The 16,791-nt window shown below is 59.4% G+C and carries 13 protein-coding genes; 10 read left to right on the top strand and 3 right to left on the bottom strand.

Features of this window, described 5'->3' with window-relative positions:
• Window positions 1–100: 100 nt before the first annotated feature.
• The 9 genes from G5154_RS02960 (at window position 101) to G5154_RS02920 (ending at window position 9,257) form a co-directional block, all read left to right on the top strand.
• Window positions 101–1,204, top strand: a complete 1,104-nt coding sequence (locus G5154_RS02960) for a bifunctional tRNA (adenosine(37)-C2)-methyltransferase TrmG/ribosomal RNA large subunit methyltransferase RlmN (RefSeq protein ID WP_033136073.1) — start codon at window positions 101–103, stop codon at window positions 1,202–1,204.
• 11 nt (window positions 1,205–1,215) lie between these two features.
• Window positions 1,216–2,007, top strand: a complete 792-nt coding sequence (gene tapF, locus G5154_RS02955) for a PilW family type IVa pilus biogenesis/stability lipoprotein TapF (protein WP_085943024.1) — start codon at window positions 1,216–1,218, stop codon at window positions 2,005–2,007.
• A complete protein-coding gene (gene rodZ / locus G5154_RS02950; RefSeq protein ID WP_421250292.1) occupies window positions 1,997–2,965 on the top strand; it encodes a cytoskeleton protein RodZ in 969 nt (322 codons plus the stop codon). Before tapF ends, rodZ begins: the two co-directional genes overlap by 11 nt.
• Before the next feature lie 10 nt (window positions 2,966–2,975).
• Window positions 2,976–4,091 (top strand): flavodoxin-dependent (E)-4-hydroxy-3-methylbut-2-enyl-diphosphate synthase, encoded by a 1,116-nt coding sequence (ispG, locus tag G5154_RS02945; RefSeq protein WP_288728027.1) that lies wholly within the window; start codon window positions 2,976–2,978, stop codon window positions 4,089–4,091.
• A gap of 138 nt (window positions 4,092–4,229) precedes the next feature.
• The gene (hisS, locus tag G5154_RS02940) at window positions 4,230–5,507 is read left to right on the top strand and encodes a histidine--tRNA ligase (RefSeq protein WP_005344864.1); all 1,278 of its coding nucleotides are present in this window, start codon (window positions 4,230–4,232) and stop codon (window positions 5,505–5,507) included.
• 3 nt (window positions 5,508–5,510) lie between these two features.
• The gene (locus G5154_RS02935) at window positions 5,511–6,161 is read left to right on the top strand and encodes a YfgM family protein (RefSeq protein WP_421250291.1); all 651 of its coding nucleotides are present in this window, start codon (window positions 5,511–5,513) and stop codon (window positions 6,159–6,161) included.
• Window positions 6,154–7,338: an outer membrane protein assembly factor BamB gene (bamB, locus tag G5154_RS02930; protein ID WP_421250290.1), complete on the top strand. Its 1,185-nt coding sequence runs from the start codon at window positions 6,154–6,156 to the stop codon at window positions 7,336–7,338. Before G5154_RS02935 ends, bamB begins: the two co-directional genes overlap by 8 nt.
• A gap of 74 nt (window positions 7,339–7,412) precedes the next feature.
• A complete protein-coding gene (der, locus tag G5154_RS02925; RefSeq protein WP_043823902.1) occupies window positions 7,413–8,909 on the top strand; it encodes a ribosome biogenesis GTPase Der in 1,497 nt (498 codons plus the stop codon).
• A 123-nt stretch (window positions 8,910–9,032) separates the two neighbouring features.
• A complete protein-coding gene (locus G5154_RS02920; protein ID WP_005344872.1) occupies window positions 9,033–9,257 on the top strand; it encodes a zinc ribbon domain-containing protein in 225 nt (74 codons plus the stop codon).
• A gap of 50 nt (window positions 9,258–9,307) precedes the next feature.
• Here G5154_RS02920 and G5154_RS02915 read toward each other — a convergent pair whose 3' ends face one another.
• Together G5154_RS02915 and mltF are read right to left on the bottom strand one after the other, a co-directional pair.
• Window positions 9,308–9,454 (bottom strand): hypothetical protein, encoded by a 147-nt coding sequence (locus G5154_RS02915; protein WP_227273859.1) that lies wholly within the window; start codon window positions 9,452–9,454, stop codon window positions 9,308–9,310.
• 176 nt (window positions 9,455–9,630) lie between these two features.
• Window positions 9,631–11,115, bottom strand: coding sequence for a membrane-bound lytic murein transglycosylase MltF (mltF, locus tag G5154_RS02910; RefSeq protein ID WP_421250289.1), 1,485 nt, complete (start codon window positions 11,113–11,115; stop codon window positions 9,631–9,633).
• A gap of 149 nt (window positions 11,116–11,264) precedes the next feature.
• On the opposite strand from mltF, the gene purL reads away from it, so the two are divergent.
• Complete coding sequence (gene purL, locus G5154_RS02905) at window positions 11,265–15,188, top strand: phosphoribosylformylglycinamidine synthase (protein WP_421250288.1); 3,924 nt, start codon at window positions 11,265–11,267, stop codon at window positions 15,186–15,188.
• Window positions 15,189–15,252: 64 nt separating this feature from the next.
• Here the strand turns inward: purL and G5154_RS02900 are convergent, their stop codons facing one another.
• Entirely contained in the window at window positions 15,253–16,788 is a 1,536-nt protein-coding gene (locus G5154_RS02900; RefSeq protein WP_254204468.1) for an HD domain-containing phosphohydrolase, read from the bottom strand.
• Window positions 16,789–16,791: the final 3 nt, after the last annotated feature.

The following is a 16,791-nucleotide window of genomic DNA, read 5'->3' as shown; positions in this document are numbered from 1 at the left end:
CTCTATTCTCCAGGTGGAAAGCCAGACCCATTATTTGTACAATGCCGCCCCCTGACGTCGTCAGCCAATAATTGATGAAGTGTTTGAACTGAGGCCATTGATGAGCGAAACAAAAATCAACCTGCTGGATCTTGATCGGGATGCCATGCGTGCCTTTTTCGTCGAACTGGGCGAGAAGCCATTCCGGGCAGATCAGGTCATGAAGTGGATCTATCACTTTGGGTGTGATGATTTCGATCAGATGACCAACGTCAACAAGGTGCTCAAAGAGCGCCTCAAGGCGATCGCCGAGATCAAGGCGCCCGAGATCAGCCGCGAGCAGCGTTCTGCCGATGGCACCATCAAGTGGGCCCTGCAGGTGGGCGATCAGGAGGTCGAGACCGTCTACATCCCGGAAGATGACCGCGCGACCCTCTGCGTCTCCTCTCAAGTTGGCTGTGCGCTGGAGTGCAAGTTCTGCTCCACGGCTCAACAAGGCTTCAACCGCAATCTGAAAGTCTCCGAGATCATCGGTCAGGTGTGGCGTGCGGCCCGCGTGGTCGGTGGCAAGCGTCCCATCACCAACGTGGTGATGATGGGGATGGGCGAGCCGCTGCTCAACCTCGCCAACGTGGTGCCCGCCATGCGTCTGATGATGGATGACTACGGCTTTGGCATCTCCAAGCGCCGGGTGACCATCTCCACCTCTGGCGTGGTACCTGCGCTGGACAAGCTGGGCGACCAGATCGACGTGGCGCTGGCTATCTCCCTGCACGCCCCAAACGACAAGCTGCGTTCAGAGATCATGCCGATCAACGACAAGTACAACATCGAGGAGTTCCTCGCCGGTGTCCGTCGTTACCTCGAAAAGTCCAATGCCAACGGTGGTCGGGTAACCGTCGAGTATGTGCTGCTCGATCATATCAATGACGATATGCAGCATGCCCACGAGCTGGCCAAGGTGCTCAAGGACACTCCGAGCAAGATCAACCTGATCCCGTTCAACCCCTTCCCGGGCAACCCTTATGGCAAGCCGAGCAACAGCCGTATCGATCGCTTCTCCAAGGTGCTGATGGAGTACGGTTTCACCGTGATTGTCCGCAAGACCCGTGGTGATGACATCGATGCCGCCTGTGGTCAGCTGGTGGGGGACGTGATTGACCGTACCAAGCGAACTATCAAAAATCGGATGCAACAGGATGGGATTTCCGTCAAAATGGTTTAAATGCTAAGCCATTGTATAGACAGGGAATGGATACACGTACATTGATCGTAGTGGCAGCGCTCTGCGCGCTGCCAGGCTGTGTGACCGAGACCACTTACGCTGGCCAGAACTCGACCCAGCGTGAAGTGGGTCCTGACCTCAAGGCGGCTGCCCAAACCCGCCTCGACTTGGGTATCCAGTACTTGCGTCAGGGCAATGCCGAGCAGGCCAAGTTCAATCTTGACCGCGCCCTCCAGTATGACCCCTCCAACCCCCAGATCCAGATCGGTTTTGCCTACTTTTACCAGAAGGTAGGAGATTTCAAGGCAGCCGAGACCCATTACAAGAACGCCCTTGCCATGGATCCGTCCAATGCTGACGCAATGAACAACTATGGTGCCTTCCTCTGTGATCGCGGCAGGTATGCCGAGGCAGATCAGGCGTTCAACCAGGCTGTTATTCAGCCAGGCTACGTAAAAATTGCCGATACCTATGAAAATGCGGCACTTTGTGCGCTGCAAAATCGCAGAAATGATAAAGCAGGCGAGTACTATCGCCTGGCCTTGGGGTATAATCCCCGCAATCCAGGGTTATTGCTGGACTTGGCCGAGCTTTCCATGAAAGATGGCAAGCTGCCTGATGTGCAGTCCTACCTCGCCCGTTTTGCCGATGTGTCAGACGAGAACGAGGAGAGTCTCTGGTTGAGACTTCGGCTGGCACAGGCGATGGACAAGCCGGCATTACTTCACCAATTCGGGACTGAGCTGGTAAGGCAATATCCCACTTCGCAACAAGCCAAGCGTTATTTAGCCAATGACTATTGAACAGCAACACGATTTCCAAGACGACTCCCAGGCAGTAGGCCCAGGCCAATTGCTGCGCAACGCCCGTGAACAGCTTGGCTGGACACGAGAACAGGTTGCGTCCCGCATTCACCTTCGTCTGACCCTGATCGCCGCTATCGAATCGGATACCTACGACAAGCACACGTCCCACACCTTTATTCGGGGTTATTTGCGTACCTATGCCAAGCTGGTCGGGATCCCCGACGAGACCATTCTGGCCGCTTACGACAAGCTGGGTCTGACTCCTCCCGACAATATCGACATGCAGAGCTTCTCCCGTCGTTCTCGCCAGCAAGCCAACGACAATCGCCTCAAGGTGGTCACCTGGTTGGTTATTCTGGTGTTGATTGCGCTCTCGGTCGCCTGGTGGTGGCAGAGTACTTCACGCCGCTCCGCCGGTGATGAAGCCTTGGCTGCCACCGAGATGAGTGCAACCAGTTCAACACCGGTAGCGTCTGCTACCACGGTGCCTGATGCAATCAATAGCGTTCCGGCGGAAGGTACTCCTATCGCCCCTGCCGCCCCTGATGTAAATACTCCAGCGATGGTTTCTGGAGCAAGCACCACCCTGACGCCGGCCTCTGCGGCCGTGGCCCCGACCGATGTCAGCGCGGCTGTCGGCACTGCGACCGATGCTGTGGTATCCGGCGCCAATGGCACCGAATCTAATGAAGCTGTCGTTGATCCGGCGACTGCGCCGCAACTGAAGATGAGCTTCACCGCCGATTGCTGGCTGGATGTTAAGGATGCCAACGGCAAGACCCTGTTCAGTGGTCTGAAGAAGGCCAACGACGAGCTGGTGCTGGAAGGCGCCGAGCCCCTGAAGTTCATCATTGGCGCGCCGATGGCGGTCAAGCTTGACTACAAGGGTCAGTCGTTTGATATGAGCCGTTACAACAACGGTCGTACAGCCCGCTTCTCACTGCCGCAGGAGTAATCTGTTTCCCATGTCATCTCACGAATCTCCCATTATTCGTCGTAAATCCAGACAGATCATGGTTGGTAATGTACCGGTTGGGGGCGATGCCCCCATTACCGTGCAGACCATGACCAACACCAAGACCACAGATGTTGCCGCCACCGTCGAGCAGATCCAGCGGATCGAGCGGGTCGGTGCCGATATCGTTCGTGTCTCCGTGCCCACCATGGAAGCGGCGGAAGCGTTCCGGCTGATCAAACAGCAGACCCGCATTCCCATCGTCGCCGATATCCACTTCGACTATCGCATCGCCCTGAAAGTGGCGGAATACGGCGCTGACTGCCTGCGTATCAATCCGGGTAACATCGGCAACGAGCAGCGGGTGCGCTCGGTGGTCGATTGCGCGCGCGACCTCAATATTCCGATCCGTATCGGGGTCAATGGCGGTTCGCTGGAGAAAGATATTCAGGAGAAGTACGGCGAGCCGACCCCCGAAGCGCTGGTGGAGTCCGCCATGCGGCACGTGGAGTATCTCGATCGCCTCGATTTCCAGGATTTCAAGGTGAGCGTCAAGGCCTCCGACGTCTTCCTGGCAGTCGGCGCCTATCGCCTGCTGGCCAAGCAGATCGAGCAGCCGCTGCACCTTGGCATCACCGAAGCGGGCGGTTTCCGTGCCGGCGCGGTGAAATCTGCCATCGGTCTGGGTATGCTGCTCACCGACGGCATCGGCGATACCCTGCGTATCTCGCTGGCGGCGGATCCGGTGGAGGAGGTGAAGGTCGGTTTCGATATCCTCAAATCCTTGCGTATTCGCTCCCGTGGCATCAACTTTATCGCCTGTCCCTCCTGCTCTCGGCAGGAGTTCGACGTCATAGGCACAGTCAATGCACTGGAAGAGCGGCTCGAAGACATCATCACCCCGATGGATGTCTCCATCATCGGCTGTGTGGTGAACGGGCCGGGCGAAGCGCTGGTTTCCGACCTTGGTCTGGCGGGTGCCGCCAACAAGAGTGCCTTCTATGAGGGGGGCCAGCGGGTCGATCGGCTCGACAACAAGGATCTCATTCCTACTCTGGAGCGCCGCATTCGTGCCCGCGCCGCCATGCTGGATCCGGCCAACCGGATCCCGATGGACAAGGAGTGAGCGAAACAGGGCCACATGGGGTGGCCCTCTTTCCAGGTGACTGATTTTACACCCCGCATCCGGACTCCCTGATTTTACCTCGGGGGTGAAACTCCCTATAATGCGGCCAAATTTTACCTCTTTTTCTCGAGTATCAACGTGGCAAAACAGATCCAAGCTATTCGCGGTATGAATGATTGCCTGCCGGAGCAGAGCCCGGTATGGCAGAAAGTTGAACAGATCCTGCGCCAGGTCGTTGCCAGCTATGGCTACAGCGAAGTGCGCATGCCGATTGTCGAGCAGACTCATCTGTTCAAGCGCGCCATCGGTGAAGTGACCGACGTGGTCGAAAAAGAGATGTACACCTTTGAAGACCGCAACGGCGACAGCCTGAGTCTGCGTCCGGAAGGGACCGCCAGCTGCGTCCGTGCCGGTATCGAGCACGGTCTGCTTTACAACCAGGAACGCCGGATGTGGTACATGGGCCCCATGTTCCGTCACGAGCGTCCCCAGAAGGGCCGTTACCGCCAGTTCCACCAGTTCGGTGTCGAGCTGTTTGGCATCAACGGGCCGGACATTGACGCGGAGCTGATCATGCTGACCCACCGCCTGTGGCGTCTGTTTGGCATCAGCGAACATGTCACCCTGCAGCTCAACACCCTGGGGCAGAGTGCCGAGCGTGCCGCTTACCGTGATGCGCTGGTAGCCTATCTGGAGCAGTACAAGGACCAGCTGGACGAAGAGAGCCAGCGCCGCATGTACAGCAACCCGTTGCGGGTGCTCGACTCCAAGGATGAAAAAGTACAGGCCATTTTGGCGGGTGCCCCGCGTCTGTTCGATCACCTGGGCGAAGAGAGCCTGGCCCACTTCGAGGGGCTCAAGCGCCTGCTTGAGTCTGCCGGGATCAAATACGAAGTGAACGAGCGTCTGGTGCGTGGTCTTGACTATTACAACCTGACCGTGTTCGAGTGGGTCACCAGCAGTCTGGGTGCCCAGGGCACCGTCTGTGCCGGTGGCCGCTACGATGGTCTGGTAGAGCAGTTGGGCGGTCAACCGACCCCGGCCGTGGGCTTTGCCATGGGCATGGAGCGTCTGGTGCTGATGCTGGAGACCCTCGAGCTCAACGCCGATATCCGCCCGGCGGTGGATGTTTATCTGGCGATGGTGGGCGAGGGGACCGAGCAGGCTGGCTTCCAGCTGGCCGAGCGTCTGCGCGATGCCCTGCCTGACCTGCGCCTCATGAGCCACTGCGGCGGTGGCAACTTCAAGAAACAACTCAAGCGTGCCGACAAGAGCGGTGCGGCAATCGCCCTGATCCTTGGTGAAACCGAGGTGCAAAACGGGGAGATCACTATCAAATATCTGCGTGGTCAGGCCGAGCAACAGACCGTCAAGGTTGACGCCGCCATTGCCCTGCTGGCAGCCAAAGGAGAGTAAGCTGTGGAAGTCTATACCACCGAAGAACAACAGGTTGAGGTTATCAAGGAGTGGTGGAAAGAGAACGGAACCTCGGTGATTGCCGGGACCGTGATCGGTCTGGTCGGTCTGTTCGGCTGGCGCTATTACAACCAGCACCAGCAAGAGACCATGGAGGCCTCCTCCAACTCTTACAACCAGGTGATTGAGCTGCTGGCCAAGGGCGATGTCGCCGGTTTCGAGCAGGCACAGCAGTTTGTCACCGCCAACAAGGGCGACTCCTACGGCGAACTGGCCGCTTTGCAACTGGCTGCTGCTGCCGTCAAGGCGGGCAAGCTGGATCTGGCTGCCGAGCAGCTGGAGCTGGTGGCGACCACAGGTGACGAGAGCATTCGTCCCATCGCGGCGTTGCGTCTGGCCCGAGTGCTGAATGATCAGGGCAAGGCAGATGAAGCGCTGGCCCAACTTGGCAAGATCAACAGCGACGCCTTCAAGGCCCAGGTGGCCGAAGTGCGCGGTGACATCCTGCAAAAGCAGGGCAAGATTGAGGAGGCTCGCGACGCCTATCAGGCGGCGGCGGATGCCGGCGGCCTGCAGGGTAGCGCCGAGCTCAAGCTGAAAATGGATGATCTGGCCCTGCCGGCCGTTGCGACTGGTGAGGCACCGGATGCGTAATCTATTCAAGATGGTGGCGCTGGGGGCTGCGGTCTCCTTCGCTCTGCAGGGTTGCTCCCTGTTCAGTTCGGAAGAGGATCTCAACCCGATGGCGCCGCTGCCCAAGGTTGAATCTTCCTTCACTGCCGACACCGCATGGTCATCCACCGTGGGTGATGGCATCGGTGACTTCTACTCCCAGCTCAAGCCGGTGGTGGAAGAGGACCGCATCTACGCGGCTGCCCGCGACGGCGATGTCAGCGCCTTTGATCGTGCCAGTGGCGATCGCCTCTGGACAGTCGATCTGGCTGACCTGCCGGTCAACGCCGACAAGCGCAGCGCGCGCCTCTCGGGTGGCTTGGTATCCCGTTACGGCAAGCTGTTCCTCGGCTCCGAGAACGGAGTGGTATACGCCCTGAACGAAGAGAATGGTGATGTGCTGTGGCAGACCAATGTGCCCGGCGAAGTGGTGGCGAGCCCTGCGGTGGAAGATGGCCGCGTGGTAGTGCTGACTACCTCCGGTCGCCTGATTGCCCTCGATACTGACGAAGGCAAGGTTCAGTGGACTCTCTCTGAAGAGCAGCCGCCGCTGACCCTGCGCAGTGCAGGTGCGCCGGTGATCACCAATGGTGCCGTGATTTATGGCCGCGCCGATGGCAAGGTGGGCATTGCCCTGCTCGGTAACGGCCAACCGGTGCGCCAGTCCAAGGTCGCCGACCCGCGCGGTGCCACCGAGCTTGACCGTATGGTGGACGTCGATGCCAGCCCGCTGATTGCCGGTGATGAGCTCTATGCCATCGCCTACAATGGCCAGTTGATGGCACGCAAACTGATGAGTGGTGACGAGGTGTGGAAGCGCAAGTATTCCGGCTATCGCGATCTGGCGATTACCGGTAATGCCATTGTGCTGACCGACAGCCGCAGCCACCTGTTTGCCGTGGACCGCCGCAACGGTCTGGAGCTGTGGTCCAATACCCAGCTGGAAAACCGCACCGTCACCGCACCTGTCATCTTCGGTGACTATGTGGTGGTAGGCGATGTGGAAGGATACCTGTATTGGCTTGATCGTACCGACGGTACCATCAAGGCGATGCAGCAGCTCGATAGCAGTGGTCTCTACGCCGCTCCCTTGGTGGATGGCGAGACCCTGTATGTACAGAGCCGTGGCGGCAAGTTGTACGCCCTCAAGCGTCCTTGATCGTCCGTTAATGTGAATATACGGCTCCTGGTCTTCGGACCCGGAGCCTTTGTCGTCTTGAGAATGAGGCTTTTATGACTCCTGTAGTAGCCCTGGTGGGCCGCCCAAATGTGGGGAAATCCACCCTGTTTAACCGTCTGACTCGTACCCGGGATGCCCTGGTTGCCGATTTTCCCGGTCTGACCCGGGATCGCAAATACGGTCAGGCGAAGCTGGGCGAGCTGGAATTTATCGTGGTCGATACCGGTGGTATCGATGGTACCGAAGAGGGGATCGAGCTGAAGATGGCCGAGCAATCCCTGTTGGCCATCGAAGAAGCGGACGTCGTGCTGTTCATGGTGGATGCCCGTGCCGGTCTGACCGCGGCGGATCAAGCCATCGCCGAGCACCTGCGCAAGGCCCACAAAAAGGTATTTCTGGTGGCCAACAAGACCGACGGTATCGACGGTGATTCCGCGGTTTCCGAGTTCTACGGTCTGGCCCTGGGCGAGGTCTACCAGATCGCGGCCGCCCACGGTCGTGGCGTACTGAGCCTGCTGGAACTGGCCCTGGCCCCCCATCTGGAGACCCTGGTTGATGCCGCTACCGATGAAGATGCGCAGGATGAGGAAGAGGAGGACTTCGACGAAGAAGCCCTGCTGCGCATGGTGGCTGCCGGTGAACTCGATACCAAAGAGGACACCAAGGAGACGCCGTTCGCCGACCTGCCCATCAAGTTTGCCATCGTCGGTCGCCCCAACGTCGGTAAATCGACCCTGACCAACCGCATGCTGGGTGAAGATCGGGTCATCGTCTATGACATGCCCGGTACCACTCGTGACTCCGTTTACATTCCGATGGAGCGTGACGAGCAGAAGTATGTGGTCATCGACACCGCCGGTGTGCGTCGTCGTGGCAAGGTGCACGAGACGGTGGAGAAGTTCTCCGTTATCAAGACCCTGAAAGCCATCGAAGATGCCAACGTCTGCCTGCTGGTGATCGACGCTCAGGAGACCATCACCGATCAGGACTTGAGCATTCTGGGCTATGTGCTCCATGCCGGTCGCTCCGTGGTGCTGGTGGTGAACAAGTGGGATGGCCTGGATCAGAAGGTTAAAGAGGATGTGAAGAACGAGCTGGATCGTCGCTTGGGCTTCATCGACTTCGCCCGCGTTCACTTCATCTCCGCCCTGCACGGTAGCGGTGTAGGCCACCTGTTTGAATCCATTCAGGAGGCTTATCAGTCCGCCACCCGTCGTACCAGTACGGCGATGCTGACCCGCATCATGCAGATGGCGCAGGAAGATCACCAGCCGCCGATGGTCAATGGTCGCCGCGTCAAGCTCAAGTATGCCCACGCCGGTGGTTACAACCCGCCACGCATCGTGATCCACGGCAACCAGCTGAACGACTTGCCGGACTCCTACAAGCGGTATCTCATCAACTACTTCCGCAAGTCCCTCAAGATCATGGGCTCGCCGATCCGGGTCGAGTTCCAGGAGTCGGTCAACCCGTTTGAAGGCAAGAAGAACACCATGACCCTGAGTCAGGAACGTCAGCGCAAACGCCTGCTGAAGATGAAGAAGAAATAAGTCCTTGCGGCTGCCCTCACCGGCAGCCGCTTTGTTATCCTCGCCATGTTAAGGTGAGGAATAAGGGGAGGGGAACCCGCCATGGGCAAGCCTATCGCAGGTTCACTTTATGAGGAGTCTACAATGGAAGCCCTGCTTTGCCCGTCATGCCAGGCTGAACTGGATACCCGCAGCAAGGAGCAAACCTGTGGTCAGTGCCAGGCACCTGTTCGCGTCACGGCCATCTGCCCGACCTGCCAGCAGGAGCTGGAGCGTCTCAAGGCGTGCGGCGCGGTGGATTACTTCTGCAACCACTGCAACTCACTGATCTCCAAGCGGACGGTACAGTTCAAGGCGGCGCTGGTGTAAGACGATTTTCAGGTGAGAAAGAAGATAAAAAAACCCGGCGAATGCCGGGTTTATGCTGTGTGCTCTGCAATAAGCAGGGTATAGGATCGATTTCTGCGCCACAGGTTGCGCTTGATGTCATTAAGCTTGAGTTTGCGTCTGGGGCTCCAGCTGCACTTCGCTTTTCTGACCAGACTGATTTTTCTACGTTTTTGCATCTTGGTCTCCTCCCAACTCAGGTGGCCATCCCGGCCTTGGGTCATTGATGGCGCCCATCCGAAATTGCTGTTATTTACTCTCTCAACATAATGAAAACAATGCGATTTCGGATAGGCTCCGATGTGGATCGATGGTAACAGAGAAGTTTGCGTGAAAACAGCCGAATAATGGCTGGTTAGCGCATGGTGATCTGATTGACCACTTCGGCGATGATAGTCGGGCGCTCGGCGATCTCCGGCTCGCTGTCGTTGTCGAGACTCTCCCGTTGGTGGGCCTTCTGTTGCTCGTTATCGAGCCAGAGCAGGCTCTGGTAGTACTGACGCACGTTGTTGACATAGTTGCGCGCCTCGCTGCCGCGGGCATAGCCGTAACGCACCTTGCGATGCCAGCGTGCTTGCTGCAGCAGCGGCAGCACATCCTTGACGTCGCTCCAGGCGTCGGGATTCTTGCCTAGTTCCTTGGTCAGACGGCGCGCGTCCATCATATGGCCGTAGCCGATGTTGTAGGCGGTGAGAGCAAACCACACCTTCTCGTCCTCGGGCACCGAGTCGGGAACCTTTTCCATCATCTGCTGCAGATAGAGAGAGCCCCCCTTGATGCTCTCTTCCGGATGAAGCCGATCATTGACCCCCATCGCCTTGGCGGTGGGCTCGGTCAGCATCATCATGCCACGCACGCCGGTGTAGGAGCGCGCCTGCGGGTCCCAGTGGGACTCCTGATAGCTGATGGCAGCCAGCAGGCGCCAGTCGATATTCTTGGCGTGGGTCTGGAACAGCGGCTGGTACTTGGGCAGCAGGCTCTTGGCCCGCTGCAGGAAAGTGCGGGTATCGACGAAGTCAAAGTTCTGCACGTGGCCGAAGTACTTCTCGTCCAGCTTGGCGATAGCGCCGTCCATAAAGCGCTGACCGAAAAAGTCGATGACGCTGGCATAGAGGCTGTCATCGGGCAGCTTGCTCATGGCCCAGGCAACGGTCTGCTTCTGTGCCAGGGTCAGCCCCTCGGTGAGCTCCGGGTAGTAGCGCTGGGTACGGGCCAGCACGGTATCCTGCACCACCGTGTAGTCAATCTTGCCATCCACCACCTGCTTGAGCAGTTCCTCCACATCGGCGTTGTGGCTGGTGCTCCACGTCAGTTTGGGATTCTCTTTGCTCATCTCTTTGAGCAGATCTTCCCCGGTGGAGCCGGCGGCCACCACCAGCTTGCCTTTTATATCGTTCAACGAGGCCGGCTTGGGCTTGCCATTACGGTATACCAGCTTGGGAGAGACCTGGTAGAAGCCCGGGCCGAAGCGAAACAGCTCGCGCCGCTCCTGAGTGACCATGATGGCGGCTGCCGCCAGATCGACTTTACCCTTTTTCAGCAGGGTAACCAGTTCGTCAGTGGTGTTGACCGGGATGATGGTGAGTTTCACCCCCAGCCATTCGGCATAATGTTGCGCCAGCTCATAATCGAACCCCTGGGCGAGGTCGTCACGCTGGTAATAGGATGTGGGGCCATAGATGGTGCCAACCCTGATCTCGCCTCGTTGGCGGATCTGCTCCAGCTGGCTGGAGGGGGTATAGAAGTCGCAGCCAACCAGCGTCAGCGTCAACAACAGCCCGATAAACAGTCGAAAAATGCAGCGCAAGTAGGTGAGTACCTTTGTTGAAAAAATCGGCATTTGTCAAAAAAGAGGCACCTTTATACCAGAGAGTGTGCGCAGAGTCACACTGCGTGAAGTGAGAAAAACGTTTGTCCGCTGTGAGCCAGATCCCTATAATACGCGCGTCTCAATTCCCCCCCACTTTAAAACTTGGTGAGAAAGGTCATATGGATATCTTGCGTGGTGCCCCAGCACTGTCTGATTTTCGTGTCCAAAAACTGCTGCAACGCTTCGCACAGATGAAAAACGAGAGTGGAGTAGAGAGCGGAGTAGAGATAGAGGATGTCTATGCCGAGTATGTGCACTTTGCCGAGCTGACAAGCCCCCTCTCTCCCCCCGAGCGAGCGACCTTGGGCCAGCTCTTGCGCTACGGCCCGACCATCCCCGAACACACCCCCAGTGGTCAGCTGTTTCTTGTTACCCCCCGCCCCGGCACTATCTCCCCCTGGTCTTCCAAAGCAACCGACATCGCCCACAACTGCGGCCTGAAACAAGTCAAGCGGCTGGAGCGTGGTATTGCCTATTACCTGACCATCAAGGGGCCGGGTGAGCTGAGTGCCGCCCAGCGCAGCGCCATTGCCGCCGTGCTCCATGATCGGATGATGGAAGTGGTGTTTGCCGAGATGAGCGAAGCTGCCGCCCTGTTTGCTCACCACGAGCCTCGCCCCTTCACCCAGGTGGATGTGCTGGGCGGTGGTCGCGTAGCCCTGGCCGAAGCCAACGTGGCGCTGGGTCTGGCGCTGGCCGACGACGAAATCGACTATCTGGTGGAGAACTTCACCAAGTTGGGTCGCAACCCCAACGATATCGAGCTCTACATGTTCGCCCAGGCGAACTCCGAACACTGCCGTCACAAGATCTTCAATGCCGACTGGACCATCGATGGTGAGCAGCAGCCCAAGTCGCTGTTCAAGATGATCAAGAACACCTTCGAGCAGACGCCGGATCATGTCCTCTCTGCCTATAAAGACAACGCCGCCGTGATGGAAGGGAGCCAGGGTGGCCGCTTCTTCCCGAGCCCGGCCAACGGCGAATACCAGTATCACCAGGAACAGGTCGACATCCTGATGAAGGTGGAGACCCACAACCACCCGACCGCCATCTCCCCGTTCCCGGGGGCAGCCACCGGCTCCGGCGGCGAAATCCGCGACGAGGGAGCCACCGGTCGTGGTGCCAAGCCCAAGGCGGGTCTGGTCGGTTTCTCCGTCTCCAACCTGCGCATTCCCGGCTTCGAGCAGCCCTGGGAGCAGGATTTCGGCAAGCCGAGCCGCATTGTCAGCGCCTTTGACATCATGCAGGAGGGGCCGCTCGGCGGCGCCGCGTTTAACAACGAGTTCGGCCGTCCGGCCATTCTCGGCTACTTCCGTACCTTCGAAGAGGAGGTGCCGAGCCACAACGGCGTCGAGGTGCGTGGCTACCACAAACCCATCATGCTGGCTGGCGGCATCGGCAACATCCGCACCGAACATGTCCAGAAAGGGGATATCCCGGTCGGTGCGGCGCTGATCGTGCTGGGCGGCCCGGCGATGAACATCGGTCTGGGCGGTGGTGCCGCATCCTCCATGGCCTCCGGCCAGTCGGCCGAAGATCTCGACTTTGCCTCGGTGCAGCGTGACAACCCCGAGATGGAGCGCCGTTGCCAGGAGGTGATCGATCGCTGCTGGCAGCTGGGTGACGACAACCCTATCGTCTTTATCCACGATGTGGGGGCGGGTGGTCTCTCCAACGCCATGCCGGAGCTGGTCAACGACGGTGAGCGTGGCGGTCGTTTCGATCTGCGCGCCATCCAGAGCGACGAGCCGGGCATGAGCCCGCTGGAGATCTGGTGCAACGAATCCCAGGAGCGTTACGTGCTGGCGGTAGCGCAGGACAAGCTGCCGCTGTTCAAGGCGCTGTGCGAGCGTGAGCGCGCCCCCTATGCCGTCATCGGTACCGCGACCGAAGAGAAGCATCTGACCCTCTCTGACAGCCACTTTGACAATCAGCCCATCGATCTGCCGCTGGATGTGCTGCTGGGCAAGGCGCCCAAGATGCACCGCGACGTGGTGACTCTGCCTGCCCAAGGCAAAGCGCTCCAGCTCGATGGCATCACTTTGAGTGATGCGGCCGAGCGGGTTCTGCGTCTGCCGACCGTGGCGGAGAAGTCCTTCCTTATCACCATCGGCGATCGCAGCGTAACGGGCCTCGTCAACCGCGACCAGATGGTTGGCCCCTGGCAGATCCCGGTGGCCGATTGCGCCGTCACCGCTGCCACCTATGACAGCTATCACGGCGAAGCCATGTCCATGGGCGAGCGTACCCCGGTGGCGCTGCTCTCCCACGCCGCCTCCGCTCGCATGGCGGTGGCGGAAGCGCTTACCAACCTGGCACCGGCCCACATCGGTTCCCTCAAGCGGGTCAAGCTCTCCGCCAACTGGATGGCCGCTGCCGGTCATCCGGGTGAAGATGCCGGTCTCTATGAGGCGGTCAAAGCGGTGGGCGAGGAGCTCTGCCCGGCCCTTGGCATCACCATTCCGGTGGGCAAGGACTCCATGTCCATGAAGACCCGCTGGCAGCAGGATGGCAAGGAGCAGAGCGTCACCTCGCCGCTCTCCCTGCTCATCTCCGCTTTTGCCCGGGTCGAGGATGTGCGCAACACGGTTACTCCGCAACTGCGTACCGATCTCGGTGAAACCGACCTTATCCTCATCGACCTTGGCAATGGCAAGCAGCGCCTCGGCGCCTCGGCGTTGGCGCAGGTCTATCGCCAGTTGGGTGACAAGGCGCCGGATCTCGACAATCCGGTCCAGCTCAAGGGCTTCTTCAACGCCATTCAGGCGCTGGTGGCCGATCGCAAACTGATTGCCTACCACGACCGCTCCGACGGTGGCCTGTTCGTCACCCTGACCGAAATGGCGTTTGCCGGCCACTGCGGCCTCGACATCCAGCTCGATCGCATCGGCGGCGAGCTGCTGCCTGCGTTGTTCAACGAGGAGCTGGGCGCCATCATTCAGGTACGTCGTGAAGATAAAGAGGCGGTGATGACCCTGCTGGCCGGTCACGGTCTGGCGGCCTGCTCCCATGTGCTCGGTACCGTGCGCGAAGGGGATCTCATCACCCTGCTGCGGGGCGGTCAGGAGGTCTATCGTGCCAGCCGTACCGCACTTCGCACCATCTGGGGCGAGACCAGCTGGCAGATGCAGCGCCTGCGCGACAACCCCGAGTGCGCCGACAGTGAGCACGCGGCCCGTCAGGACGCCACCGATCCGGGTCTGCATGCCAAGCTGACTTACAACCCGTCCGAGGATGTGGCTGCACCTTACATTGCCCGCGGGGTCTCCCCCCGTCTGGCGGTGCTGCGCGAGCAGGGGGTCAACTCCCACGTGGAGATGGCGGCGGCGTTCGATCGTGCCGGTTTCGCGGCAGTGGACGTGCACATGAGCGACATTCTCTCCGGTCGCATCAAGCTGGAGGAGTTCCAGACCCTGGTGGCCTGTGGCGGCTTCTCCTACGGTGATGTGTTGGGTGCCGGTGAAGGCTGGGCCAAGTCCATCCTGTTCAATGACAACGCCCGTGAGCAGTTCCAGCGCTTCTTCGAGCGCGGCGATACCCTCTCTCTGGGTGTCTGCAACGGTTGCCAGATGATGTCCAACCTGCGGGATCTCATCCCGGGTGCTGATCTCTGGCCGCGCTTTGTACGCAACCGCTCCGAGCGCTTCGAGGCCCGCTTCAGTCTGGTGCAGGTACAGGAGTCCCCGTCGGCCTTCTTCGCCGGCATGGCAGGCTCCGTGATGCCCATCGCCGTTTCCCACGGGGAAGGGCGTGTCGAGGTGCGCGATGCCGCTCACCTGAGCGCACTGCAGCAGAGCGGTCTGGTAGGGCTGCGCTTTGTCGACAACCGCGGCAGCGTGACCGAGCAGTACCCGGCCAACCCAAATGGCTCGCCGGATGGTATCACCGCCGTGACCACCACCGATGGCCGCGCCACCATCATGATGCCGCACCCGGAGCGGGTGTTCCGTACCGTGGCCAACTCCTGGCACCCCGACAACTGGGGCGAGGACGGCGCCTGGATGCGGATGTTCCGCAACGCCCGGGTTCGTCTGGGTTAATAGAGACAGCACCAGCGCATAAAAACAGAAACCGGCCAATTGGCCGGTTTTTTTATCCGTGTCGTTACGGCTTGCCGAGCGGTTGGGGGATAAAGTCTCCCCGGTCTAGGATCCGCAGACAGGCATCCACCACATCCGCATCGAGCTGATGGCCACGCATCTGGATGATCTGCTCCCTTGCTTGGGGAATGCCGAGGGCGGCGCGATAGGGACGATCCGAGGACATGGATTCGACGATATCGGCGACGGTGAGGATGCGGGCCTCCAGCAGGATCTCATCCCCCTTTAGCTTCCCTGGATAGCCGGAACCGTCCAGATACTCGTGGTGCTGGTGGATCATCCGGGCGATGGGCCAGGGTAGAGCAATATCCTTGAGCACCAGATAACCTGCCGTCGGGTGCTCCTTGACCAGATTGAACTCCTGGGGGGTCAGCTTGCCCGGTTTGGTCAGGATCTCGACAGGCACCTGGATTTTACCGATATCGTGCACCATGGCGCCCAGATAAAGACCACGTAACTGTTTGTCACCCAGCCCCAGTTCCCGACCGATGGCCAACGCCAGAGTAGCGACGTGCTTCTGGTGACCAGCGGTGTAGGGATCGCGTTGTTCCAGCACGGCAGCGATGGCTCCCAGCGCATCCTCCAGGGCCAGCTCCAGTTGGCGGGCATGCATGGCTTTTTCTCGCTGAGCGGCGAGATAGGCTTGCTGGGTACGACGAGCTTGCAGGCCATATGTCAGGTAGTCAGCCAGTCCGTTGAAGAGGTGTACTTCCTCATCGGTGAAGGCTCTGGCCTGCGTGCTGTGAATAAGCAGGCCACCTGGCACTGCGGCTTGCCACGGTAATGGCAGCAGCAGCCGGCCCCTCAGGGTGGCGGAGTGGTGAACCAGTTCGATGCCGAGTGCTTCGTTAAGCATCTCGCCTGAGCTGATGGCCCGGATCAGGGCCACATCCCGGGTGAGCCAGTCATCGCTGGCAAACCAGATAGCCTGACCTGCCTGCGCCAGGATCTGCATTCTGTCCTGATCAGCGGCCTGCAGCACGATCACCAGAGGAAAGCGACCATCGAAGGTGATGGCATCGCAGATCTCCTGCAGTAGTGTCTGCTCGTCCCCCTGCTTGAGCATGGCATGGTGGGCGCGGGTAATGGCTTCAAGCGTCCAGGTATATTGCTGGAGACGCTCCTGCTGCTGCTTCTGGTCGGTAATATCTTCGAAAAAGACACCGACGCCGATCACCTTGCCCAGCTCATCGTACAGGGGAAACTTGGTGGTACTGAGCCAGCGGCCTTCCCCTCCCTTCAGATAGGGTTCTTCGTGATGCCGGGTTTTGCCGCTGGCCATGACCTGGAGATCATCATCCCGATAGCGTTGTGCCAGTTCGGCCGGAAAAAAGTCGGCATCACACTTGCCAACCAGCTCTGCCGGGGTGAGGGCAAGATCGTTGGCCAAGAGACGGTTGCAGGCGATGAAGTGTGAACGGGTATCTTTCAGCAGGACGCGATAGGGCAGCTGTTCCATCACCTGATGGAGCAGGGCTGCGGTAGGGTGATCGCTGACGCCCGGTGGCTGAGTGGATGGCGGTATATTTTTAAACATCATCTT

It is taken from the genome of Aeromonas sp. 600527, assembly GCF_049175415.1.
GTDB classification, from domain to species: Bacteria; Pseudomonadota; Gammaproteobacteria; order Enterobacterales; family Aeromonadaceae; genus Aeromonas; species Aeromonas veronii_A.
This window is presented reverse-complemented; position numbering and strand designations above follow the sequence as displayed.